General features: G+C 18.4%; 25 protein-coding genes, 3 tRNA genes and 1 pseudogene. 19 read left to right on the plus strand and 10 right to left on the minus strand.

Annotation, left to right across the window (positions count from 1 at the left end; translation table 11 throughout):
• Positions 1–25: 25 nt before the first annotated feature.
• Positions 26–1,339 (minus strand): serine--tRNA ligase, encoded by a 1,314-nt coding sequence (gene serS, locus BUCICURT3053_RS01025; protein WP_154061169.1) that lies wholly within the window; start codon positions 1,337–1,339, stop codon positions 26–28.
• 325 nt (positions 1,340–1,664) lie between these two features.
• Between serS and trxB the strand changes: the two genes are divergently transcribed.
• From trxB to BUCICURT3053_RS01045, 4 genes are all read left to right on the plus strand, one after another.
• A complete protein-coding gene (gene trxB / locus BUCICURT3053_RS01030) occupies positions 1,665–2,630 on the plus strand; it encodes a thioredoxin-disulfide reductase (protein ID WP_154061170.1) in 966 nt (321 codons plus the stop codon).
• A gap of 33 nt (positions 2,631–2,663) precedes the next feature.
• On the plus strand, positions 2,664–2,879 hold the full coding sequence (gene infA / locus BUCICURT3053_RS01035; RefSeq protein ID WP_154061171.1) for a translation initiation factor IF-1: 216 nt from the start codon (positions 2,664–2,666) through the stop codon (positions 2,877–2,879).
• Between the two features lie 166 nt (positions 2,880–3,045).
• Positions 3,046–4,764: an aspartate--tRNA ligase gene (gene aspS, locus BUCICURT3053_RS01040; RefSeq protein ID WP_154061172.1), complete on the plus strand. Its 1,719-nt coding sequence runs from the start codon at positions 3,046–3,048 to the stop codon at positions 4,762–4,764.
• Between the two features lie 100 nt (positions 4,765–4,864).
• Positions 4,865–5,587 carry a YebC/PmpR family DNA-binding transcriptional regulator gene (locus BUCICURT3053_RS01045; protein WP_154061173.1) on the plus strand — a complete coding sequence of 241 codons (723 nt, stop codon included), beginning with the start codon at positions 4,865–4,867 and terminating at the stop codon, positions 5,585–5,587.
• Positions 5,588–5,999: 412 nt separating this feature from the next.
• On the opposite strand, the gene pyk is transcribed toward BUCICURT3053_RS01045, so the two are convergent.
• On the minus strand, positions 6,000–7,442 hold the full coding sequence (gene pyk, locus BUCICURT3053_RS01050; protein WP_154061174.1) for a pyruvate kinase: 1,443 nt from the start codon (positions 7,440–7,442) through the stop codon (positions 6,000–6,002).
• A gap of 358 nt (positions 7,443–7,800) precedes the next feature.
• On the opposite strand from pyk, the gene zwf reads away from it, so the two are divergent.
• The 3 genes from zwf (at position 7,801) to tsaB (ending at position 11,982) form a co-directional block, all read left to right on the plus strand.
• Entirely contained in the window at positions 7,801–9,267 is a 1,467-nt protein-coding gene (zwf, locus tag BUCICURT3053_RS01055) for a glucose-6-phosphate dehydrogenase (RefSeq protein WP_154061175.1), read from the plus strand.
• Positions 9,268–9,694: 427 nt separating this feature from the next.
• On the plus strand, positions 9,695–11,269 hold the full coding sequence (locus BUCICURT3053_RS01060) for a TerC family protein (RefSeq protein ID WP_154061176.1): 1,575 nt from the start codon (positions 9,695–9,697) through the stop codon (positions 11,267–11,269).
• Positions 11,270–11,307: 38 nt separating this feature from the next.
• Positions 11,308–11,982, plus strand: a complete 675-nt coding sequence (tsaB, locus tag BUCICURT3053_RS01065; RefSeq protein ID WP_154061177.1) for a tRNA (adenosine(37)-N6)-threonylcarbamoyltransferase complex dimerization subunit type 1 TsaB — start codon at positions 11,308–11,310, stop codon at positions 11,980–11,982.
• 23 nt (positions 11,983–12,005) lie between these two features.
• On the opposite strand, the gene minE is transcribed toward tsaB, so the two are convergent.
• From minE to minC, 3 genes are read right to left on the minus strand one after another with little or no spacing between them, the layout of a single operon-like run.
• Positions 12,006–12,257 (minus strand): cell division topological specificity factor MinE, encoded by a 252-nt coding sequence (gene minE, locus BUCICURT3053_RS01070; protein WP_154061178.1) that lies wholly within the window; start codon positions 12,255–12,257, stop codon positions 12,006–12,008.
• A 2-nt stretch (positions 12,258–12,259) separates the two neighbouring features.
• Positions 12,260–13,072, minus strand: a complete 813-nt coding sequence (minD, locus tag BUCICURT3053_RS01075; RefSeq protein WP_154061179.1) for a septum site-determining protein MinD — start codon at positions 13,070–13,072, stop codon at positions 12,260–12,262.
• A gap of 37 nt (positions 13,073–13,109) precedes the next feature.
• The gene (gene minC / locus BUCICURT3053_RS01080; RefSeq protein ID WP_154061180.1) at positions 13,110–13,835 is read right to left on the minus strand and encodes a septum site-determining protein MinC; all 726 of its coding nucleotides are present in this window, start codon (positions 13,833–13,835) and stop codon (positions 13,110–13,112) included.
• Between the two features lie 262 nt (positions 13,836–14,097).
• On the opposite strand from minC, the gene rsmC reads away from it, so the two are divergent.
• On the plus strand, positions 14,098–15,120 hold the full coding sequence (rsmC, locus tag BUCICURT3053_RS01085) for a 16S rRNA (guanine(1207)-N(2))-methyltransferase RsmC (RefSeq protein WP_154061181.1): 1,023 nt from the start codon (positions 14,098–14,100) through the stop codon (positions 15,118–15,120).
• A gap of 10 nt (positions 15,121–15,130) precedes the next feature.
• Here the strand turns inward: rsmC and BUCICURT3053_RS01090 are convergent.
• The 5 genes from BUCICURT3053_RS01090 to murJ all read right to left on the minus strand — a co-directional run bounded on the left by BUCICURT3053_RS01090 (position 15,131) and on the right by murJ (position 18,445).
• A tRNA-Leu gene (locus BUCICURT3053_RS01090) sits at positions 15,131–15,215 on the minus strand.
• 13 nt (positions 15,216–15,228) lie between these two features.
• Positions 15,229–15,299, minus strand: a tRNA-Cys gene (locus tag BUCICURT3053_RS01095).
• 22 nt (positions 15,300–15,321) lie between these two features.
• Positions 15,322–15,406, minus strand: a tRNA-Ser gene (locus tag BUCICURT3053_RS01100).
• Between the two features lie 204 nt (positions 15,407–15,610).
• Positions 15,611–16,624: a hypothetical protein gene (locus BUCICURT3053_RS01105; RefSeq protein ID WP_154061182.1), complete on the minus strand. Its 1,014-nt coding sequence runs from the start codon at positions 16,622–16,624 to the stop codon at positions 15,611–15,613.
• Between the two features lie 267 nt (positions 16,625–16,891).
• Positions 16,892–18,445: a murein biosynthesis integral membrane protein MurJ gene (murJ, locus tag BUCICURT3053_RS01110; RefSeq protein WP_154061183.1), complete on the minus strand. Its 1,554-nt coding sequence runs from the start codon at positions 18,443–18,445 to the stop codon at positions 16,892–16,894.
• 777 nt (positions 18,446–19,222) lie between these two features.
• Between murJ and BUCICURT3053_RS01115 the strand changes: the two genes are divergently transcribed.
• From BUCICURT3053_RS01115 to BUCICURT3053_RS01160, 11 genes and pseudogenes are all read left to right on the plus strand, one after another.
• Positions 19,223–19,936, plus strand: a complete 714-nt coding sequence (locus tag BUCICURT3053_RS01115; protein ID WP_154061184.1) for a hypothetical protein — start codon at positions 19,223–19,225, stop codon at positions 19,934–19,936.
• Between the two features lie 468 nt (positions 19,937–20,404).
• Positions 20,405–20,884 (plus strand): annotated as a pseudogene (locus tag BUCICURT3053_RS02120) (flagellar basal body L-ring protein FlgH); the annotation flags it as partial.
• A 60-nt stretch (positions 20,885–20,944) separates the two neighbouring features.
• Entirely contained in the window at positions 20,945–21,742 is a 798-nt protein-coding gene (locus BUCICURT3053_RS01125) for a flagellar basal body P-ring protein FlgI (RefSeq protein ID WP_154061185.1), read from the plus strand.
• A 42-nt stretch (positions 21,743–21,784) separates the two neighbouring features.
• On the plus strand, positions 21,785–22,030 hold the full coding sequence (locus BUCICURT3053_RS02095) for a S4 domain-containing protein (protein WP_232037243.1): 246 nt from the start codon (positions 21,785–21,787) through the stop codon (positions 22,028–22,030).
• Positions 21,976–22,731, plus strand: a complete 756-nt coding sequence (locus BUCICURT3053_RS01130) for an RluA family pseudouridine synthase (protein ID WP_232037245.1) — start codon at positions 21,976–21,978, stop codon at positions 22,729–22,731. The genes BUCICURT3053_RS02095 and BUCICURT3053_RS01130 overlap by 55 nt, the downstream gene beginning before the upstream one ends.
• A 26-nt stretch (positions 22,732–22,757) precedes the next feature.
• Positions 22,758–22,958 carry a 50S ribosomal protein L32 gene (gene rpmF / locus BUCICURT3053_RS01135; RefSeq protein WP_154061186.1) on the plus strand — a complete coding sequence of 67 codons (201 nt, stop codon included), beginning with the start codon at positions 22,758–22,760 and terminating at the stop codon, positions 22,956–22,958.
• A gap of 190 nt (positions 22,959–23,148) precedes the next feature.
• The gene (locus tag BUCICURT3053_RS01140) at positions 23,149–23,652 is read left to right on the plus strand and encodes a hypothetical protein (RefSeq protein WP_154061187.1); all 504 of its coding nucleotides are present in this window, start codon (positions 23,149–23,151) and stop codon (positions 23,650–23,652) included.
• Positions 23,653–23,735: 83 nt separating this feature from the next.
• Positions 23,736–24,089: a hypothetical protein gene (locus tag BUCICURT3053_RS01145; protein ID WP_154061188.1), complete on the plus strand. Its 354-nt coding sequence runs from the start codon at positions 23,736–23,738 to the stop codon at positions 24,087–24,089.
• The gene (gene fabG, locus BUCICURT3053_RS01150) at positions 24,086–24,823 is read left to right on the plus strand and encodes a 3-oxoacyl-ACP reductase FabG (protein ID WP_154061189.1); all 738 of its coding nucleotides are present in this window, start codon (positions 24,086–24,088) and stop codon (positions 24,821–24,823) included. Before BUCICURT3053_RS01145 ends, fabG begins: the two co-directional genes overlap by 4 nt.
• A gap of 52 nt (positions 24,824–24,875) precedes the next feature.
• Positions 24,876–25,115 carry an acyl carrier protein gene (acpP, locus tag BUCICURT3053_RS01155; RefSeq protein ID WP_154061190.1) on the plus strand — a complete coding sequence of 80 codons (240 nt, stop codon included), beginning with the start codon at positions 24,876–24,878 and terminating at the stop codon, positions 25,113–25,115.
• Positions 25,116–25,132: 17 nt separating this feature from the next.
• Positions 25,133–26,128, plus strand: coding sequence for a DNA polymerase III subunit delta' C-terminal domain-containing protein (locus BUCICURT3053_RS01160; RefSeq protein WP_154061191.1), 996 nt, complete (start codon positions 25,133–25,135; stop codon positions 26,126–26,128).
• Positions 26,129–26,155 lie beyond the last annotated feature (27 nt).

A 26,155-nucleotide genomic window follows, 5' to 3' on the forward strand; every position in this document is an offset into this window, starting at 1 on the left:
TATTTTTATTAAAAATAAAAGATTTTTATTTAAATGATTTTAAAAATTTTATACCATCCATATATGGATACTGTAATACCTTTGGTATAGCTATTTTACCATTTGAACATTGAAAATTCTCTAAAATAGCAGCTAAAGTTCTTCCAACTGCTAATCCAGAACCATTAAGAGTATGTAAAAAACAATTTTTCTTCTTTTTATAATCTTTATATCTAGCATTTATTCGTCTAGATTGAAAATCTCCAGTTAAAGAACATGAAGATACCTCTCGATATAATTTTTGTTCTGGAAACCACACTTCTAGATCATATGTTTTTTGAGAAGAAAAACCTAATTCTCCAGTACAAAGTAATATTTTTCTATATGGTAATTTTAGTAACTGTAATATTTTTTCTGCATGTTTAGTTAATATTTCTAGTGTTTCCTCAGATTTTTTAGGATGTACAATTTGTATAATTTCAACTTTATCAAACTGATGATTTCTAATTAATCCTTTAACATTTTTTCCATAAGTATTAACTTCTGATCGAAAACAAGAACTCAAAGAAGTAAATTTTAAAGGTAATTCATTAGGTAAAATTATTTTATTTTGTACTAAGTTAATTAAAGGCACTTCTGATGTAGGTATTAAAAATAAATTATTATATTTATTTTTTTGATGATTATTATGCATAGAATATGTATGAAATAAATCTTTTTTAAATTTAGGCAATTGTCCAGTACCATACATAGATTGTTCTTTAACAATGTAAGGTACATATACTTCTTCATATCCGTGTAATTTAGTTTGTACATCTAACATAAATTGACCCAAAGCACGATGTAACTGAGCAATAGATCCTTTTATTATCGTATATCCTGATCCTGAAATAATAGAAGCTGTTTTCCAATCTAATCCTTTTAATTTATTTCCAATTTCTATATGATTCATAATAGAAAAATTATATTTTTTTTTTTTACCCCAATGACAAATCTCTTTATTATTTTTATCTCCTATACCAACAGGTATATCTTTATATGGTATATTAGGAATAATACTTAATATTTTAAGTATTTTATCTTTAATTTTTTCTAGTTTTTTTTTTAAACGATCAATAAAATTACGAGAATAAATAAGTTGATTTTTAAAAATATCAATTTCATGATAAATACTTTTTCTATATAATAGATGTTTAGATAATCGCTTATGTTCTGATATTTTTATTTCACTATTTATTTGTAATTTTTTACGTTTTTTCTCTAACTCTTTAAGTTTAGATACATCTAATAAAAAATTTCTTTTTTTTAATTGCTTTTTAAAAAAAGAATAATTTTTTTTAATTTTATTAAAATTTAACATAGCACCTAGATCTTTTAATCTGTAAGTTTTTAAGAAAAATATAAGTATTTATTAGATATATATTTTAAATATAAAAATTACTTAATTAATTAAATTAATAAATAAAATATATTTTTTTATTTTTATAATAAAAATTTAAATAAATATTCAATAAAAATAAATATATATAATACATAATTTTTATTATTACAAAAATATTAAAATAATAAAATTATATTATAGAATAATAATTCTATTATTATACACAAATACTAATTTTATTATATTAACTATTTTTATTTAAAAATATTTTAAATAAAAATACATTTTTAAAAATAGGTACATTATGAAAAAAACAGAAAATAAACATGTACAATTAATTATTATAGGCTCCGGTCCAGCTGGATATACAGCTGCAATTTATTCTTCTAGAGCTAATATCAATACTATGTTAATAACTGGTCCAAAACCTGGAGGACAATTAATACAAACTAATGAAATAGAAAATTGGCCGGGTGATTATAAAAATCTTAGCGGAATTAAATTGATGGATCGTATGTTAAATCATGTAAAAAAATTTTCTATTAATATTAAAAATGATATTATTAAATCTGTAAATTTTAAAAAATATCCATTTGAATTATACGGAGAAGAAAATATTTATTTAAGTAAATCTATTATTATAGCAACTGGATCTTCTACAAAATTATTGAATATTCCCGCAGAAAATGTATATATGGGTAAAGGAGTTTCAACTTGTGCAATATGTGATGGATTTTTTTATAAAAATCAAAATATAGCAGTTGTAGGAGGTGGAAATTCAGCTCTTGAAGAAACAATATATTTATCAAATATCGCTCAAAAAGTACATTTAATTCATCGTCGTGATCAATTTCGAGCAGATAAGATATTAATTAATAGATTATATAATCAAATAAAAAATAATAATAATATTATAATTCACTTTAATTCTTATATTTTAGATATATTAGGAAATAATAAAATAGTAAATAAAATTCAAATTTATTCTAAAACTGAAAAAAAAGAATATCCAATTAATGTATCTGGTTTATTTATTGCTATTGGTCATATTCCAAATTCTGAAATATTTTCTAAATATATTGACATTGAAAATAATTATGTAAAAATTGGTTATAATGATTTAATGAAAACTCAAACTAGTATACCTGGTATATTTGCTGCTGGTGATATATCAGATAATATTTATAGACAAGCTATAACCGCTTCTGCAAGCGGATGTATGGCAGCAATAGATGTAGAAAAATATTTAAGTATTAATAAATATAATTAAATATATTTTTAAAAATTAATTTTAGGAGTTTAAATGAAAGAAAAAAACATAGAAATGCAAGGAGTAGTAATAGATACTTTACCAAATACTATGTTTAAAGTTGAATTAGAAAATAAACATATTATTATTGCTCATATATCAGGAAAAATGAGAAAAAATTATATAAGAATTTTAACAGGTGATAAAGTTACTTTAGAAATAACACCGTATGATCTTAGTAAAGGTAGAATTATTTTTAGAAGCAGATAAATTATCTATATAATTTTAATTTTATAAAATATAAATAAAATATATTTTTATATAAATTGTATATTATAATAATATTATTTTTTATTATTAAATTTATATCTATATATAAAATTATATTTTTATAAAAATATAATTTTTTTTATAAATTAAAAAAATTAGGATTATTATGCGTACAAAATATTGCGGGGAAATAAAATTAAAAGATGTTAATAATATAATTACAATATGTGGTTGGGTTAAAAAAAAGAGATTATTAAAAAATATAATTTTTGTTGATATTAGAGATATAACTGGAACCATACAAGTTGTTTTTAATAAAAATCATAATTCTTATTTTGATTTAGCTTTAACTTTAAGAAATGATTTTTGTGTACAAATTAAAGGTCTAGTTACTATAAAAAAATCAAAAAAGCTTCCTAAAGAACAAAAAACAGAAAAAATAATTGAAGTAATTGCGTTTAAATTAAAAATTTTTAATGGTACCTTACCTATTCCTTTAGATTATAATAAAATAAATAAAGAAGATATACGATTTAAATTTCGTTATCTAGATTTACGTCGTAATAAAATGTTAAGAAATATAAAAATAAGAAGTGATATTACTACATTAATTAGAAAATTTTTCATAAATAAAAATTTTTTAGAAATTGAAACTCCTATTCTTACTAAATCTACTCCAGAAGGAGCATCAGACTATTTAGTTAATAGTCGTTTACATCCTGGAAAATATTATGCTTTACCGCAATCTCCCCAATTATTTAAACAATTATTAATGATATCAGGAATAGATCGGTATTATCAAATTGCAAAATGTTTTCGAGATGAAGATTTAAGATCAGATCGACAACCAGAATTTACACAAATAGATATTGAAATAGCTTTTAAAGAAACAGAATTTTTACAAAACTTAATAAATAAGTTAATCTGTAAACTATGGTTATCTATAAAAGAAGTTCAATTAAAAAAAATCCAAAAAATGAGTTATAATGAAAGTTTACTTAAATATGGAACAGATAAACCAGATTTAAGAAATCCTATTCAATTCATTGAATTAAGTAATTTATTTTTAAATAAAAATTATGAATATTTATTCCCTTGGTTAAAAACCAATCAAATAAATAGAATTATTGCCATTAAAATTTCACACGGAATAAAACTTATTTCTAATAAAAAAATAAATGTTTACAAAAAATTTTCAGAAAAATTAAAAGCAAATCAATTTATATGTATGAAAGTTATTAATATGAAAAATTACATTATAAATATTAATCAAATTATTGATATCAAGATTAATAAAAATATATTAAAAAAAATATTTTTTAGTACTTCTGTAAACAATGGAGATTTATTATTTATAATAGCGGAAAAAATAAATTTAGCAAATAAAATATTAAGTGAATTAAGATTAAAAATAGGAATTGATTTTAAAATAACAGATCTAAAAAAAACATGTCCTATTTGGATTATAGATTTTCCTCTCTTTAAAAGAGATAAAAAAAATAATTTAAAATCTGTTCATCATCCATTCACATCTCCTAAAAATAATATTAAAGATATTTTCTCTATTGATCCATTACAAATTATATCTAGTGCATTTGATTTGGTTATTAATGGTTATGAAATAGGAGGAGGTTCTAGAAGAATAAATAATAAAAAAATACAAAATCAAATTTTTGATTTACTTAAAATCAAGAAAAGAACAAAAAAAGAAAAATTTGGTTTTTTTCTTAAAGCATTAGAATATGGAACTCCACCTCATTCTGGTTTAGCTTTAGGTTTAGATCGTTTAACTATGTTATTAACAAATAGTAATACTATTACAGATGTAATAGCATTTCCAAAAACTAATTCTGCAACTTGTTTAATGACAGGCGCTCCTTGTTAAGAAGGAGGTAATTAAAAAATATAATTTTTATTATTTTTATATATAAATATAAAATATATTTATTTTCTTTAAAAAGTATTTTTTTCAAAAATGAGGATACATGGCCGGACATAGCAAATGGGCAAATACAAAACATAGAAAAAATGCTCAGGATATAAAAAAAAGTAAAATTTTTACTAAAATAATAAGAGAAATTACACTTTCTAGTAAGAAATACGGATCAAATATAAATAAAAATTTTAAATTAAGAACTATTTTAGAAAAAGCACATACATTTAATGTAAGTAAAAAATTAATAAAACAAGCCTTAATAAGGGGTGAAGGAGGAAACAAAAAAAATGTTTTTCATACAATGAAATATGCAGGATATAGTTCAAATGGAATTGTAATTATTATACATTGTAATACTGATAATAGCAATAGAACGGTTTCAAAAATAAGAAATATATTTTCCTTAAATAAAGGAAAACTAACAAAATATAATAATATTAAATATTTATTTAATTTCTTTTATATAATAAAAGTTAAGATTAATGCACATAATAAAAATATTATTTACAATCTTATCAATGAAAATAAAATTATATTCTCTAAAAAAAAACATACAGATTATATTAAAATAACTATAAAAATAAAAAAATTTAAAAAAATAAAAAATATTTTTTTATCTCATTCTATTATATTTAGTAATATAAGTACACTTATTACTCCAAAAGTAATACGTAATATTGATATTATTAATAGAGAAAAAATAATAAATATGATTAATTCATTAAAAAAATTAAAAGAAACTATTTATATAACTCATAACATGAGTTTATAAAAAAAATACAATATTATTAAATTAATTAATTATTAATTTTAATTTTATCTAAAAATATTTATAAAATTAATTATAAATATTTACATATTATTTTTTATATAAAATTATTTTTAATAAATATATTTTTATTTTTCTCAATATATATTATTAACTGAATTGACTATATATGATAAACAATTTAATTTTTTATTTAAACTTATTAATACTATAAAATTTTTTTTGAAAATATTATTTTTACAATAAAAATTATTGTTTTTAAAATATCATTTTAAATTTTATAAAAAAATATTTTTTTAATATAAAATATTATATATATTTAATTATATTTTTATATTTAATAAAATAAATATGTTTAATCATATTTAGTCAAAACAGAATTTATGTAGTTCTTACTATGAATATAAAAATATTTTTATTTTACATTTAAAATTTTATAAGAATTAACTAATGGAAAGTTATATTTTTTATTATTTTTTATCACAATAATTGTATTATTTTTTTTTAATAGTTTTTTATCTTTAAGTAATTGTATTGTAGTATTAGTAGCATATTTATTTTTTAATTTATTGTCTAGATATATTGGAACAACACCTCTATATAATGCTGATAAACGAAGTTTTCTAAAGGAATCGGATATATAAAAAATAGGCAAACCTGATGTAATTCTTGAAGTTAATAATGCAATTTCATTAGATGTTAATATAATAACAACAGCAGAAACATTTTTTAAATGATTAGCAGAATACATAGCTGACATAGATATTGTTTCAGATATATTATCAAATTTTTCATTTAAACGATGTTTAGAAATATTTACACATGGTAACTTTTCAGCGCCTATACAAATTTTTGACATAGTCTGAATAGTAATTTCAGGAAAATTACCCGACGCTGTTTCTGCTGATAACATAACTGCATCAGTTCCATCTAAAACAGAATTAGCTACATCCATAACTTCTGCTCGAGTTGGAAAAGGATTAATAATCATAGATTCCATCATTTGAGTAGCTGTTATAGCTATCCGATTTAATTTTCTTGTCATTTTAATTAATTTTTTTTGTATTCCTATTAATTGATGATCACCAATTTCAACTCCTAAATCACCTCTAGCAATCATAATTGCATCAGATTCCAAAATAATATCTTTCATTATTTGATCAGAAGATATTGCTTCTGCACGTTCAATCTTAGCAATAATTTTTGCTTTACTACCAGCTTTTCTTATTAGTAATCGAGCTTTTTTTAAATCTAAAGCAGATCTTGGAAAAGATACAGCTAAATAATCTACATTAATCATAGCCGCTAATTTTATATCCTCTTTATCTTTTTTAGTTAAAGCGGATGCTGATAACCCCCCTCCAAGTTTATTTAAACCTTTATTATCTGATAAATATCCACCTATAATTACTTTTGTAAAAACTTTTGTATTATTTGTTTTTATAACTTTTAATTGTATTTTTCCATCATCTAGTAATAAAATATCATTATGAAATACTTCATTTGGAAGATTAATGTAATTAATACCTACGGAATTTTCATTTCCCTTATTTTTAGGTATATTTAAATCTAATAAAAAATTATCTCCATTTTTTAAAAAAATTTTTTTTTCTTTAAAACTAGAAATGCGTATTTTAGGACCTTGTAAATCACCTATTAATGCTATAGAACAATTTAATTCTTTTTCTATTAATCGAATTCTATTAACTCGATTAATATGATCTTGAGCTATACCATGAGAAAAATTTAATCTTAATACATTTACACCTGATCTTATTATTTTTCTTAAAATATTTTCATTATCCGTTGAAGGGCCTAAAGTAGAAATAATTTTTGTTCTTCTAATAGAATTCATTATATATTAATCCTGTTTATAGTTATATTTAATCTTTAAAAAAATAATTAACTTTACTTATTTCTTAATGTAAATATTATTATAATTAATATTAAAAAAAATACTTTAATTATATTTAGTATAAATATAATAATTTATTATTTTTTTTATTTTATAAAATTTATTATATATAATTAGTTTTTTATTAAAAAATAAAATATAATTAATTATAAATGAAAAAAACAAAATATATATATTTATATTTAAAAATATTTTATTTTTAATATAATTTTTTTTATTAACAAAATATATTTTTTTGTTTAAAAAAAAATTTATATAATAATTATATATATTCTTATGTATAATGTATCAGGGTTAAAATATGATATTAAAAATAATACCGCAAGATTTAATAATTTTTGGAAAAAAAGGTGATTTAGCTCAAAAAAAATTATTTCCAGCTTTATATCGTTTAAAAAAAAAAAAAAAATTAACAACCAATATGCGAATTATTGGAATAAGTCGATCTCAAAAAAAAAAAAAAGAATATAAAAACATTATATATAAATTTTTAAAAAAATTTTTAAATGAAAATATAAAATTGTCTATATGGAATAAGTTTAAAAAACGTCTTTTTTTTTGTAAAATAGATGTTAATAAAATTTATGATTTTAAAAAATTAATGAATTTTTTTCAAAAAAAAAAACACTTTTTAATTAATTATTTTGCAGTATCCTCAAATATATTTATTAATATTTGTAAAGGATTAGCATCTATTCAATTAAATACAAAAATATCTAAAATTATTATAGAAAAACCTATTGGTAATTCTTTAAAAACATTTAATATTATTAATACATCTATTAAAAAACATTTTTCTGAAAAACAAATATTTCGTATTGATCATTATTTAGGGAAAGAAACTATACTTAATCTCATCTCATTAAAATTCGCTAATCCCTGGTTTAAAAATATGTTAAAAAACACAAATATTGATCATATTCAAATTACTATATCTGAAAGTTTAGGAATAGAAAAAAGATGGGATTATTTTAATAAAACTGGGCAGATAATAGATATGGTACAAAATCACATGTTACAAATTATTTCAATTTTTTCTATGAATACTCCTAAATCATTAAATAAGAAACACATTCAAAAAGAAAAAATAAAAATTTTAAAATCTCTAAGTCATATTAATAATAAAAATATACATAATAATATTTCATTAGGACAATATTCTAAAGGAAAAATCAATAATAATATTATTATGCCATATTCAAAAGAAAAGGGAGCAAGTAAAAACAGTTTAACTGAAACATTTGTTGCTATAAAATTATATATACATAATACACAATGGAAAAATATTCCATTTTATATACGCACAGGGAAGAGATTACCTAAAAAATGTTCAAAAATTGTTATTTTTTTTAAAGAAATAAAAAATAATATTTTCTATACAAAAGAACTAAATACTATTCCGAATAGTATAACGATAATTTTGCAGCCAGAATTTGGAATAAAAATAAAATTTTTTAATAAAATACCAGAATTAAATTCAAATTTTAAATTACAACCCTGTGAAATGTTTTTAAATTACAAACAGATTTTTAAAAATTATTCTATACCTGAAGAATATGATCGACTACTATTAGATTGTATACAAGGAAATCCATTTTTATTTGTTCATGAAAAAGAAATTATATATTCTTGGAAATGGATAGATCCTATAATACAAGCATACAAAGAAAATCCATCATTATTAGAATTCTATCCATCTGGAACTTGGGGTCCAAAATCATCAAATGATTTACTATGGAATGATAAAAGATCATGGGATAATGATTAATAATCATAAATAAAATTAAATATAGAGATATATTTTTTATAAAAGTTAAATTTATTTGAATAAGAATAATAAAAAATTATTTTTAATTTCTTTGAAATATTGTTAATTTTTATTTATTTTTAAAATAAAAAAACTATTTTTAAAATTAAGGAAAGTTTTATTAAAAAAAATATTTATTTATATTAAAAATAGTTTTTAAATAAATTTTAAAAAAATTGAAATTCAATTTTTATATAAAATACATATCTAAAATATTTAATATTAAATATATATTTATATTTTTGTAAATATAATTTTATTAGTAAAATTAATATTATATTGTAATTATTTTAAAATTAAATAATTCAATTAATTAATATATTAATTATAAGTTAAAATATTATATATATAATTTAATAAAATTGAATTTTTTTAGGAGTATTCTTTTATGTATTTTTTTTTAGATTCGTCTGCTTGGGGGGGTCTGTTTACTTTAATATTTTTAGAGATAATTTTAAATATTTATAATACAATATTTATTACTTTTTCATCTAAAAAATTTCCTCTTGATCAATGTAATCAGACTAGAAATATAAGTTTAATACTAGCTTTATTTATACGGTTTATTTTTTTAATAAAAACATCATTTTTAATAAATTTAATAAAACCAATTTTAATAAGTAAAATTTTTATCTTTTCTATAAAAGAAATAATTTTACTAATTAGCGGTATATATTTATGTATAAAAATAATTTTTGAATTATTTAATTATATAAACATTAAAGTTAAAAAGAAAAAACAAAAAAATAAAAAATCAAGATTTTGGTATATAATTGTTCAACTTATTATATTTAATATAATTTTATCAATTAATTTTATAATGACTGCTATAGAAATGACACAAAAATTATCAGTAATAAGGACAGAAATAATAATATCTACAATATTAATGATATTTTCATATAATTTATTTATTAAATTTATTAATTGGAAAAAAAAAATAATTATTCTATATTTAATTTTTTTATTAATAATTAGTTTAAATTTAATTTTAGAATCATTAAGATTTTATATTCCTAAAGAATATTTATATATATCTATTGGGTTTTATTTATTTATTGAAATTATAAATCAGATAAGAAAAAAAAATATAATTCAACAAAAAGAAAAAAAACCAATAAGAAAAAAAATATACAATAAAATATATAGTATTATTAACACTAAAAAAAAATATAAAATAAACAAAAAAAAATATTTATCTTTAATTCAAAAAAAAGATAAAACTCATAATTATATAAATAATAAAAAAAATATAAAAAAAATAAAAAATAATGAAATAAAAATAATTATTAATATGTTAAAATTTAATAATAAAAAAATCAAAAATATTATAATTCCAAAAGAAAAAATTGTATGGATAGATATTACAAAAGATTACAATAGTATTAAAAATAAATTACTAAAAATTTCACATAATATAATACCAGTATGTGAAAAAAAATTAAACGAAATTATAGGAGTTGTTCCAAAAAAAAAATTACTTCAAGTAATTAATAATAATAAAGATATATATAATTTATCTATTAAATATCCACCATTTATTATTCTAGAAACAATTACAACAATTAATTTATTAAATATTTTACGTTATTGTAAAAATAACAGCGTTATAATTAGTAATGAATTTGGTATAATAAAAGGATTAATTAAACCTATAGATATATTTAATATTATAGCGGGGAAATTTTTAAATAAAAAAAATGTACCAAAAATAATTATTAACAACAATAACTGGATAGTGCATGGTACTATATATTTAAATGATTTAAAAAAAATATTAAATATTAATATTTTTAAAAAATATCATGACTGCATTTCAATAGCTGATTTTTTAATAAAAAAAAATAAAAATATTCCAAAAACAGGAACTGTAATTTACAGTAAACCTTATAATTTTTTAATTGTAAAATCTAATTTGTATCAAATACATCTAGTAAGAATAACCAAAAACAAAAAAAAATAGAATAATATATATTAAAGTATTAAGGAATTAAACCAAATATGAATTTTACTAAAACAATTTTAGCTTTAGATACAACATTATATTCTTGTTCTGTGTCATTGCTACATAAAAAAAAAATATATAGTTTATTTAAAAGTAGCTTTAAAAACCATGAAATATATATACTTAATATGATTAAAACAATTTTAAAAAAAGCTAATACTACTTTAAGAAAAATAGATTTTATTGCTTGTACCATAGGACCTGGAAGTTTTACTGGAATTAGAATCTCTATTGGAATATCACAAACAATATCAATTATTTATAAAATTCCAATTATTGGTTTTTCTACATTACAAATTTTATCAGAGCAAAGTTGGAATATTAACAAAATAAATCGTGTTTTAATTGCTGTTCAGATTTCTAAAAATCAAATTTTTTGGGCAAAATATTTAAAAAACAAAATAGGTTTATGGGTTGGTATACATACAGAAAAATTATACAATAACATAAATAATATTAAAAAAATAACAAAAAATTACAAAGGAATTTGGTCTACTATTGGATTTAAAATAAAAATAAATTATTTTAAAAAATCTACTAAATTATTTAATACTCATATTACCACTCCTCACTCTAAAGATATTATTTCCTGTTCTATAAAACATTTACAACATAATAAAAAGTATAAAATAATGCAAATATATCCAAGATATTTATCCCCTATATATTAAATATATTTATAATTCTGTTTTTTTTATTTTAAATTTGGTATATTTACTTCCAATATAAATATATCTTTATTATTTTTTTCTATTTGAATTGATATTTCATTTGGTTTAGTTTTTATGTACTTTGCAATTACTAGTAATAAATCATTTTTTAATTGTGGAAAATAATCTGGTTCTTTTGAATTTTTTTTCTGTTTTTTTATTATTATCTGTAATCTTTTTTTAGCTAAGTTAGCTGTATACTTTCTTTTTGATAAAAATAAATCTAATAAAATCATATTTATCTCCTAAACAACCATTGAAAAAAACTTTTTTTTTTCTCTGAAAAAAATCGTAATGGTATATTTATTCCTAATAACCTTTGAACTGTATCTGAGTATGCTTTCCCAGCAATAGAAATTTTATCTAATATTACAGATAATCCTTGATTAGAAGATTTTAATACAGAAGGATCTTCTGGGATAACTCCAATTAAAGGTATTTGAAGTATATCTAAAACATCATCTACACTTAACATATCACCTTTTGTTACTTTTTTTAGATTATATCTAGTTAGTAATAAATATTCTTTGACTGGTAAATCATTATTTTCAGCTCTTTTTGATTTAGAAGATATAATTCCCAAAATTCGATCAGCATCTCGTATAGAAGAAATTTCTGGGTTAGTTACAATTATTGCTTCATCTGCAAAATAAAGAGAAAGAATAGCTCCTGATTCAATACCAGCGGGGGAGTCACAAATAATAAAATCAAAATTCATATCTAAAAGAATTTGTAAAATACGTTCTACTCCAGATTTTGTTAAAGAGTCTTTATCTCGTGTCTGAGAAGCTGGAAGTAAAAATAGATTTTTAGTACGCCTATCTCTAATTAATGCTTGATGAATAGAAGCTTCTTCTTTAATTACATTAATAAAATCATATACTACACGACGTTCACAACCCATAATTAAATCTAAATTTCTTAATCCTATATCAAAATCAATAACTACAGTTTTTTTTCCATATAAAGCTAAACCAGTTGCAATAGAGGCGCTTGAAGTAGTTTTTCCTACACCCCCTTTACCTGAAGTAATAGTAATAATTTTAGACATATAATTAACACCTCTATAATATCATATATAAGAATATTTAAATTAAATTTTTTATACACAAAATATGATTTATTAAACTAATTTCAACACTTTTCCCTAAAAATTTTAATGGTATTTGTTCTATTGTTAAATATTCTCCAGCAATAGATATTAATTCTGCGAATAGGTGTGTACAAAAAATTTTTCTAGTAATATCCCCGTTAGCTCCAGCTAACACTCTTCCTCTCATTACGCCATATATATGGACATGACCATCTGAAATTAATTCAGCTCCTGAACTAACATTATTAGTAATTATTAAATCAGTATTAGGTAGATATATTCTTTGACCGGAACGTACTAATTTATTAAAAACATAATTTTTTTGATTATTTATATCATAATAAGATGAATTTATATGTTTATTTTGATTATTATTATTATAATTTTTATTTTTATAAATTTTTGATTTAATTTTTTTGTGTAGAGAAAAAACAGGCAATCCAGATTTTGAAATTATTTTTTCTATATTTTTATTTTTACAACCTGTTATACCAATTAAAAATAAACCAATAGATAAAATAAAATTTTTAATATTAATCCAGTCAAACTTATATGATAATTTTTCTATATTTAGCATAATAGGTATATTTTTAAAAAAAGAAGGAGATTCTTGAATTTTTTCAATTAAAAAATCTTTAAAATAACTAAATTTTATATTTTTTACATAAATTACTAAAATAGTAAAATTTTTTTTTTCAAAAGTAATTAACTGATGTTCCATATATTTTAACCTGATATATAAATAATATTAATTATATAACAATAATTATTGTAAATAAAATAAATTTTAATATATAAATAAAATTAAATATTATATACTAAATATAGTTTCATATATTCCTCTATTATAAGATAAATATATTTATAGTAAATACACGTGATATTTTTTAAAAATATATATTTATTTAAAAAATAAAATTATATATATAATTATCAATAATTATCAATATTTTTACTATTATCTATTAAAGAAAACAAATACTATGTACTCTCAATCATTATCTTTATCTAAAGAATATCAATTATTAATAAAAAATATTCAATTATTTAAAAATAAATCTACAATTTTATCTGGAATAATACCATATCAATTATTTAATAAAAAATTTTTTAAAAATTTTATTATATATATTCAATATTATGATTTATATAAAGTAAAAAATAAAAAAATAAATAAAAATATTATTTTAAATAATTTCTGTTATAAAAATAAACTCAATACATATAAACAACTAATTTATTTTTGGGTTAAAAATAAAAAAGAAGTTAAATTTCAACTAACATATTTATTATCATTTATTTCAAATAGTTGTCATATATATATAATAGGTAAAAATAAAAGCGGGATTAATAGTATTAATAAAATATTTAATAATTATTTAATATTTAAAAAAATAGATTATGCACGTAATTGCTGTTTATATAAAGGATACATTAAAAATAAACCAAAATTTTTACTAAAAATATTTATAAATATTTATACATGGAATAATATAATAATTAAAAGTTTACCTGGAGTGTTCGGATATAAAAAAATAGATGAAGGAACTAAATTATTAATATCAACTTTTAAAAATAATATTAAAGGAAAAGTATTAGACATAGGATGCGGAACAGGAATATTAAGTATAGCTTTAGCTAAAAAAAATCCTAAATTAGATTTAACATTAATAGACAATTATAATGCAGCTATTTGGTGTAGTAAAAATAATTTAATAAATAATAAAATAAAAGGAAAAGTATTTTTTAGTGATATTTATTCTCAAATAAAAGAAAAATATAACTTAATTATATCTAATCCTCCTATACATAATAATTTAGATATAAATTTAAGTGTAATAAAAAAAATAATAAAAAATGCAAAAAAATATTTAATAAAAAATGGAGAATTAAGAATTATAATACAATCTTTTATATCTCTAAATATATTTTTAAAAAAAATATATTTAAATTATAAAATAATATTAAGAAAAAAAAATTATACAATATTTAAATTTACATTATAAATTACGTTCATACCCGGGGCGGGACTTGAACCCGCAAGGCCATAAAAGCCGAGGGATTTTAAGTCCCTTGTGTCTACCGATTTCACCACCCGGGCATATTTTTCTTTTAGGCGCGTTCTGGAATTGAACCAGATTCTTTGGATTTGCAATCCAATGCATTACCAATCTGCCAACGCGCCTATAAATATATTATATTTTATATGGAGGAAGAGGGATTCGAACTCTCGGATAATTTCTCATCGACGGTTTTCAAGACCGTTGCCTTAAACCACTCGGCCATTCCTCCTCATAAAAACTTAATAAATATATTATACTAAGAAATAAAAAAAGTAAAGCTTTTCAAAAAAAAACGTTTTTAATTAAACAATTTTAAAAATTTAAATATTTTATTAAAAAAATATAATCAAAAAAAAATAATAATATATTTTTATTTAAAAGTATATATAAAATTATCTTAATTTGATTAATCTATTAATAAACAGAAAAATTATTAATTAGTAATTTTTTTATTATATATAACATGATTATCTGTATTAAATTTTTTATTTGTTAATGTATCAATTTTTGTAATAACAAAATTTTTTCTTAATAAATCCTTTTTCATTAAATATTTCTGTATTATTAAAGCTCTTTTTAGAGATAATATTTTATTAATATTTTTTCTTCCTATTATTCCAATATGATCCGTAATTATTAAAATAACTTTATTTTGTTCTTCTTTATTTAGTGTTTTTTTAAAATTTTCCAAAATACGAAATGCTTCCGCAGATAATATAGGGTTATTAACATAACGTTCCATATGATCTTTTAAATCTTCATTTTTTATAATATTTATATTTTTTTGTAAAAATATTTGTCCATTATATTTTTGGAAATTATTCAAATTAGGATATAATTTCCACGAAATACCAGCATCTATATTATTTAATATTCTATTAAAATTATTAAAATTTATTTTTTTAAAACTATTATGTAAATTAATATTTAAATTACCTTGTAAATAATTATTAAATAAACACTCTAAACCAATAGAAAAAATCGGAGACAATTGTTTATATTTCGATAAAACAAAAATATCTAATAATTTTTTACTATTAATTTCAGTTGTTAATTTAGCTCCTATATTTGTATATAGATTAATATTTTTTCTAATAGGATATATAAAATTAACAGCATATTCCATGCTAGAAAAATATATGTCAGTTGTATTTTTTTTGAAATCTTTAATTATACTTTCTAATATATTTGAATTTAATTGAAAATTAACATAAGGATTAAATTTATACTTTGTAAAAATATTTGGATTTAATGACATAAATCCATTTATAATATGACGATAATTATTATAAGATAAATTTTTATATTTATAAAATATTTTTTTAGGATTAAATGAATTTAATTGAATTCCAAAATTCCATTTTTTTACTCTAGAAACAGGTTTTGCATGTACAGTTGAAAAAAAACTAGATATTAATAACGTACAAATAATAAAAATTTTTTTCATGTATATTCCTTTATTATTAAAATTAATAATCTCTATTTACTTTTTAAGAATATTATTTTTAAAAATAATTATTAGATAAAATTAATATAGTTCAATATTACTTACTATAAATTATAACTATAATATTTTTAATTAATAAAAAACATAATATTTTATATTAAAATTATTTTTTAAATATATCAATTATATAGTATTTAAATTATATAAATTTTTATTACTATATAATGTATTATATAAAAAAATATAAAATTAATTTTTATAAATTCTTTATATACCTTCATCTTCATAATAAAACTGTTTTATAGTAATATTATTACACCACAATGATATTATATAAATAAAACTGCCAAAAACACAAACACTAAAAATACGTAAAATTCTAATAAATATATTACCTACATACCAAGTAGATATAAAATAAGATAAAAAAAGTAAAGAAATTGACATAATTATAGTTGATAAAAATATTTTTTTAAAAAAAATAAACCACCCCGGCTGAGGAAAAAAAATTTTTTTTCTATATAAAATAAAAAATAATAATATAGCATTAACCCAAGCAGATATACTTCCAGATAAAGCTAAACTAGATTGATTTAAAAAAAAAACAAAAAATAAATTTAATATTTGTGTAATCAATAAAGTTAAAAAAGATATTTTCATAGGTATAATAACATCTTTTATTGCATAAAAAGCTGTTGATAAAATTTTTACTATTATTAAAGCAATAATACCTAATGCATAATATAAAAGAATTTTTTGTGTAATTAAAGTATCTATATTTGTAAAATTACCATATTGAAATAAAGAAATAATAAATGGTTTTGATAAAAAAATTAATAATGAAGCACAAGGTAAAGATAAAAGCAATGAAATACGTAAACTCCAATCTAATAACTTAGAATAACTTTCAGTATTTTTTAATGTATAATATTTAATTAATTTTGGAAAAATCAAAGTACTAATAGAGGAACCTAATATACCTACCGGCAATTCAGTAAGCCTATCAGCATAATATAACCATGATATAGAACCAGAAGTAAATAAAGAAGCTATAATACTATTAATAATTAAAGATATTTGTCCTATAGATACTCCTAATAATGATGGTATAAGTTTGTATAATACCCTCTTCAAACCAATATTATTAAAATTAATGCTAGGTAATACTAATATTTTTTTTATACTTAAAAATGGTAACTGATATATTGTTTGTAAAAAACCTCCAAATATTACCCCCCAACCTAAAAACAAAATCTGCGGATATAAATAAATATCTTTAAAATAAATACTAAATACAGCAAATAAAATTATACAAATGTTCAATAAAATCGGCGCGAATAAAGGAACCAAAAAAACACCATATATATATAAAATAGATGAAAAAAAAGAAGATAAAGATGCAAAAATAATATACGGGAAAACAATTTTAAAAAGTTTAATAGCTAAATTTAATTTAACAGTATTGTTTAAAAAACCAGGTGACATTGTAATAACAATTACATTAGGAAAAAGAATAGCAATAAACATTATTATTGTTAACAAAATTATTAATAATCCAAATATACATGAAATAAAATCTTTTGTTAAAGAATGTTTATGATTTGTTTTATATTCTGACAATACTGGTATAAAAGCTTGAGAAACTATTCCTTCTGTAAAAATTCTACGTAATAAATTAGGTATCTTAAAAATTGAAAAAAAAACATCAGTTTCAAAAGATACGCCAAAAGTGTATGCGATTAAAAAATCTCGTACAAAACATAAAAAACGACCACTAGCAGTAACTAGACTCATTGATGCTAAAGATTTCAAAAGATTCATTTTGTGTAACCTTAGCTCTTATATTTTATATAATGATTTTAATATTGATTGATACAATTTAATATTTTATTACATTTAATTAATTTTACTTTATTAATGTATAAGTAATAAAAAGATAATTTTCATAAAAAATATTTTTTAATGTCTTAAATATAAAAAATTTAAAAATAAAATAAATAATTTATATTTATATATAAAAATATTTTTTAAAATATATAATTATAAATTATATTATACTGTTATTCATATGATTTAAATAAATATTTTATTAAAATAATAAAAAAAATATTAATAAAAATTACTTTTCTTAATAAAAAAAAATTTATTCTTTGTAAATTTTTTTTATAAATATATCATTATAATAATAAATATAAAAACTATTTTTAAAAAATAAAATAATAAATACTTTATTATAAATTTTATTATTATATAATGTAATAAATATATTTTATAAATTATTTATTCAAAATAATATATTTTATATAATAAGTAAATTACTTAATTTTATTAAGTATTAAATCTTTAAATAGATCAAATATAAATAATACCATAGTATATAAAAACATAAATTTAAAAAATAAAACTATTAAAATAATAAATGATTAACTATATAAAAAAAGAGATTATGAATCTATATAAAAGTTTTTTTATTTTAAAATAAATACTTTTTTATTTTAATAAAAATATGATAAAATAACTTTTTAAAATAATTTTTAAAAAAAATTTGAAAATATTAATAATAAAAAATATTTATATTTCTATAAAATGAGGTTATATATGAACAATACAATACATCCAATTATTACATTTACTGATATACATCTACTTCCAGATAATACTGAAACAAAAAAAAAAACAGATTCTGTTAAAACAGACTTACAAATAAAAAATGTATACAATATTAAAATAAATTCTGATAATAAAAAAATAATAAAAAAACAAGATATAGAATCAGATACTATTCATATTAAACCATTACAAGAAAATAAAAATATAAAAGAAAATGATAATTCAGAAATAGGTTTTTTTTCTATTTTAGATGATCAAGGATGTGAAGGATTTTTAATAGAAGGACGTATAAGAATAAATAAAAATCGTGAAGTAACAATGAATGGTTATCCTTTATTAAATATTAAAGATACAGTCATTAAAGTTCCTGAAAATAAAAAAATACTTGTTAAATCTGAAGGTTTAATTGTAATAAAAGAAGATGATGATAAAAAAACAAATAAACCGACAGTGTTAGGACAATTAAAATTTATTTCATTAAATAAAAATGATGTTGTGGCACGTAAATATAATAAAGTATATGATTTAAATGATTTAGGTTTAGAAAAATATAAACAAAATGAATTAGATATTAAGTATCAATTTTTATCTAGTAAAGAAATTATTGAAAATAATGAAAAAGCCACTAGGAGTTTAATTAAAAAAATAAATTTAATTAGATCTTATGAATTTAATTCATTGTCAAAATTAAAGAAAAATTAAATAATATAAAAAAAATACTTATATTTTTTAAAGATAAAAAATTACATAATTTTTAATTATATTAAATTTATTAATTATCTTTCAATAAAACCTATATTTTATTTTTTATAAAATAAATTAGAAACTAGTAATATACTAGTTTCTAGTAATTTTAGATATATAAAATATATTACATATTTATTGTATGAAATATAAATTTAATTATAAAAAATAATCATTTTCATTTCTAAAAATAGAAAAAATAAAAAAAATTTTTTTCTAAAGTAAAAATATATTTATGTTATTAAAGGTAACATAATTAATGATCAAATCATTTTATAAGATACTTAAAAATATTATACTTATAATACTAATTATTTTTACTATAAATAATAGTATTTTTTCATGTAAGAAAATAATAAATAAAAAAATTTTTTTAAAACCCATTCAAATAATTAAAAAAAATAAAAAAAAAAAAAAAATAATTATTCATCTTGGTTTACAAATTATAAAAATTATAAAATCGGAGATAATATTACTGTTTTATTTAATGAAAAGAATAATATTAATTATAGTATAAAAAAATATATAATTAAACAATCATATTATATATATAATTTTAAATTATTTATTGTTAAAAAAATAAATACATACATTGGAAATATAGAAAAAATAAAGAAATTAATTAATAAAAAAAATTTTTATATAAAAAAAAATATAAATTTAAAATTATCAGTTAGAGTGGTAGCAATATTAAAAAATAAATATTTAAAAATTTTAGGTGAAAAAAAATTTTTTAATAATAATCATATAGAAAAAATAAAATTCTATGGAATAATTAATCCTAAAAAAATCAATTTAAACAATTCTATAAACTCTTCTAAAATTTCTAATTTTAAAATTGAGTATTCAAATCAAAATTTCAAAAAAAACATTTTTTTTTACTTAAAAAAATATTTTATTTTTTAAAATTAAAAATATATACTATTTAATTATAGTATATATATTACTATATATAATTAAAATTATATGAAAATTATATCAAAATTTAAATATATAATTATTATTCTGTATATTTTATTAAATAACAAATCTTTAATATCTGCAAAAAAAATTCATAATCTAATAAATATTGTAGGAATTCAAGATACTCAACTTATCGGATACGGTCTAGTAGTTGGTTTAAATGGTACAGGTGATACAACCGCTCAAATTCCCTTTACATATCAATCATTAAATAATATGTTAACAAAATTTGGAATTTATACTAATAATAGTCAAAATATACAAACAAAAAACACAGCCGCCGTTATAGTAACCGCTACTATATCACCATTAAATTATATCGGACAAAAGATTGATATTACAGTTTCTTCTATTGGAAATGCTAGCAATTTAAATGGAGGAACATTAATAATGACTCCATTAATGGGTGTAGATAAAAAAACTTATGCTATTGCTCAAGGTAATATATCAACAAATTTTCAAGAAAAAAAAATATACTTTAAAAAATATAATAAAGATTTATTAAATAGAAAAAAAATAATTCGCGGAGCAATTATTAAAAAATCTACTTCTAATAAATTTGATAAATATCATCACGGAATTATAATTTTAAAATCTATAAGAAATAATTGGTCTTTATTAAAAAAAATATGTAACACTATTAATATGCAATATTATAATATTGCAACTATTATTGATTTTAACACTATACAATTAAATATACCAAAAAATAAAATTTTACAAAATAAAATTTTATTTCATATATTTAATATAGATATACCATCTAAAAAAAATATACATAAAAAAAAATATAATATATAATTATATATATTTATTAATATATTTTATATATAAGAAAACTATATGAATAATAAAGAATTATTAAAAAAATCAATTATAATACAAAAAAATATGTCAGGTCAAAGAATTGATAATTTTTTATTTAAACATTTTAAAAAATTACCAAAAAGTATGATATATCGTAGTATAAGAATAGGAAAAATAAAAATAAATAAAAAAAAAATAAAACCGTTTTATAAACTTAAAATCAATGATTGCGTTACAACACACTCTATTATAATAGATATAAAAAAAAAAAAATTTATTTAAAAAAATCAATAATTAATTTATTTTTAAAAAATATATTATTTGAAGATAAATATTTAATCGTTTTTAACAAACCGCATGGATTTGCAGTACACGGAGGTAGCGGGATTAATTATGGAGTAATAGAAATATTTAGAGAAATTCGAAAGAAATTGACATTTTTAGAGCTCGTACATCGTATCGATAGAGATACTTCTGGCATACTAATTCTTGCAAAAAAACGTTCTATTTTAAAAAAAATGCATGAAAATTTACGTAAAAAAAAAATATATAAAGAATATTTAGCATTAACACACGGTTATTGGTCTCATAAAAACAAAATAATTTGTTTGCCTTTATCAAAAAGAAAAGATGTTAAAAAAAAAAAAAAAGTGTATGTTCATGAAAATGGAAAACCTTCAAAAACAAAATTTAAAGTAAAAAAATATTTTAATAATACTACTTTAATATCAGCTGTACCTATTACCGGAAGAACTCATCAAATTCGAGTACATACTTCACAATTTGGACATCCTATTATTTTTGATAAAAAATATGGAAATACAGAACAAGAAAAAAAATATATTTTAAAAAAAAATAATAGATTATTATTACATTCATATAAAATTTCTTTTATCCATCCAAAAGAAAAAACAAAAATTTGTATAATAGCTCCATTAGATGAAAAATTTAAATATTGCTTAAAATATTTTTCAAAAAAATAATTTTTTTAAAGAAATAAGGAAAAAAAATGGCAGTACAAAAAAGTAAACCAAGTAGATCAAAAAGAGGAATGAGAAGATCTCATGATCTTATATCAGAAAATCAGTTATCTATAGATAAAACATCAAAGGAAATACACATTCGTCATCATATAACGCACAGTGGATATTATAAAGGAAAAAAAACATTTTTATTTAATAAAAGATCTGAAAAAACATTAAATCAATAATAAAAATTTTATAAATATTAATAATTATATTAAAAATATACTTTTTAAATAAAAAATATTTTTTTTAAAATATTTTTATAACTATAAATATTTAAAATCATTAAATTAAAATTATCTATATAATAAAAATATTTTTCTATATACTATATAAGTAGTAGTATATAGAATAAAAAAGGTTAAGTTATAATTTATGAAAAAATTTTCAGTAATCTTCCCCGGATATGGATTATATAATATAGAATTTTTAAAATCATTTTTAAAAAAATATCATATAGTTCGAAAAACATTTAAAAAAGCATCTGATATATTAAATTATAATATATATAACAACTTTTTTAAAAAAAAGAATAATTTTATTTTTCATAATAAAAATATATATTTACTAACATTTATTTCTTCAGTAGCTATATATAGAGTTTTAGAAAAAGAAATAAATATTAAACCAAATATAATATCTGGACATAGTATAGGTCAATATTCTGCTTTAGTCTGTAATAAAAATATATTATTTGAAGAAGCAATTAATATTATTAAAATACGTAATAAAATTATGTTAGAAGCAGTAAAAAATACTCGAGTTTTAACATTAGTAGTTATTGGATTAAATTATAATCTTATTAAAAAAACTTGTTTATTACTTTCTACTAAAAAAAAAAAGTATTTATTTCTATTATTAACTCAAAAAAACAAATAGTTATTACTGGAAATTATTCTGTAGTATATTCTGTCGGTTTAATATTTAAAAAAAAATTTTATGCTAAAGTAATTCGATTACCAATGTCAATTGCATCTCACTGCTTATTAATGAAAAATTATAAAGAAAAATTTTCTTATTATTTAAAAAAAATAAAAATATTTAAAGGAAAATATCCTATAATTAGTAATCATAATGCAAATATTATTTTATCTAAAAAAGAAATATATTCTTCATTAATAAAACAAATATATAAAACAGTACAATGGAATAAAAGTATAAAAAAAATTATCTCTATGGGAGTAAATATTTTTATCGAAGTAGGACTTGGTAATATATTAACTAATTTAAATAAAGAAAATAAAAATATATTTTCTTACTCAACAAATGAGTATAAAAAATTATTATTAGTTATGGATATAATAAAAAAATTATGAAAAAAAAAATAGCTTTAGTAACCGGAGCCAATAAAGGAATCGGGAAAAAAATTTCAACAGAATTGATATCTTTAAATATATTTGTGATTGGTACTTCTACTACAAAAAAAGGCGTAGAAATAATTAAAAAAAATTTACAAAATAATGGAACTGGAATATTAATAAACTTTTTAAAAATTTCAACAATTAAAATAAAAATTAAAAAATTAATTAATAAGTTTAAAAAAATTGATATATTTATACACAATTCAGGAATTATAAATGATAAATTATTAATTACTATGAAAAATTCAGAATGGAATAATGTAATTAATATTAATTTGTCTTCTATATTTTATATAACAAAAATAATTTTAATACCAATGATCAAACAAAAATATGGAAGAATAATTATAATTAGTTCACTGGTTAGTCACACGGGACAAATAGGACAAACAAATTATGCAGCATCAAAAGCTGGTTTAATTGGTTTCTCAAAATCTTTGGCTTTGGAAGTAGCATCAAAAGGAGTTACAGTTAACTTGGTTTCTCCAGGATATATAATTACAGATATGACAAAAAAAATTTTATCTTTTAATAAAAAAAAAATATTAAAAAAAATACCAATGGGGGTTTTTGGAAAAACAAAAGATATTGCTTATGTTGTATCTTTTTTATCATCAGAAAAATCTTCATATATTACAGGTCAAAATATTCATGTAAATGGAGGAATGTATGTTGACCTTGCTACATAAAAAATATTTATAAAAAATTTTTACTATTCAAAATAATCATCGAGATATACACATGAATAATATTATTGAACGTATAAAGAAAATAATTAAAAAACAATTTCAAATAAAAGAAAAAAATATTTCATTAGATAATGAATTAAAAAAAGATTTTAATATGGATTCATTAGATTTTATAGAATTAATCATGTTACTGGAAGAAGAATTTAAAGTTGAATTATTTGACATAGAAATAGAAAAAATTAAAACAATAAAAGATATTAAAAAGTACATCATAAAAAAAATCAAAAAATAAAAATAGAAAATTTGCCCATGAAAAATTACCCCTGGTTAGTTAGCGAATATAAAAAAATAGTAAAAAAATATTATAATAATAAACTACATCCTATAATTTTAATTCAATCACGTATTGGTTTTGGAGTTTCACGATTAATTTTTAATATTTCTCAATGGATTCTGTGTTCAAATAAAAAAAAAGAAAAAAGCTGTGAAAGATGTTTATCTTGTATCTTAATAAATCAAAAAAAACATCCTGATTTTTATAATTCTAATTATGATTCAAAAAATAAATATATCGGAATAAATATTATTCGTACTATTATAGATGACATTTATCAAACCTCACAGCAAGGAGGAGCTAAGATTATTTGGTTTTCATCTATTAATAGACTTACTATAGAAGCACAAAACTCTTTATTAAAAATTTTAGAAGAACCCCCAGAAAATACTATATTTTTTTTAAATACAAATAATATAAAAACAGTTCTTAGTACTATTACAAGCAGATCCACTATTTACTATATAAATTTACCTAGAGAAAAAGACACCTTAAATTGGCTAAAAGAAAAAAACAAAATTTATACTTCTATTCAACTATTAACAGCTTTACGAATAAATAATAATGCTCCTATAATCACACACAAATTCTTAAATAATAAAAAATTAAATGAAAGAAACATATTTATGATAGCAATATATAAATACATGATTAATAAAAAATATATTAATTTATTAAAAATAATATTAAATTATAGAAAAAAAAAAATAATTATATGGGTTTGTTATCTAATTCTAGATGTTATAAAATATATTATATGTAAAAAATATAAAGTTCAAAATTTAGATCAAATTAAATTAATAAAAAAAATAGCAAAAAAAAATAATTTTAACATATTAATCCAACATTTAAGATCTTGGATTCAATGTAAAAAAATATTATCTAGTTCATATCATATTGATAAAAAATTAATATTTACAGAACAAATTCTATTGTTAACTAATGATATATTAAATAATACTAATATATAATTTAAATAATATATAAGGATAAAAAAA

The sequence above is a fragment of the Buchnera aphidicola (Cinara curtihirsuta) genome, assembly GCF_900698895.1.
Lineage (GTDB): Bacteria > Pseudomonadota > Gammaproteobacteria > Enterobacterales > Enterobacteriaceae > Buchnera_F > Buchnera_F aphidicola_AX.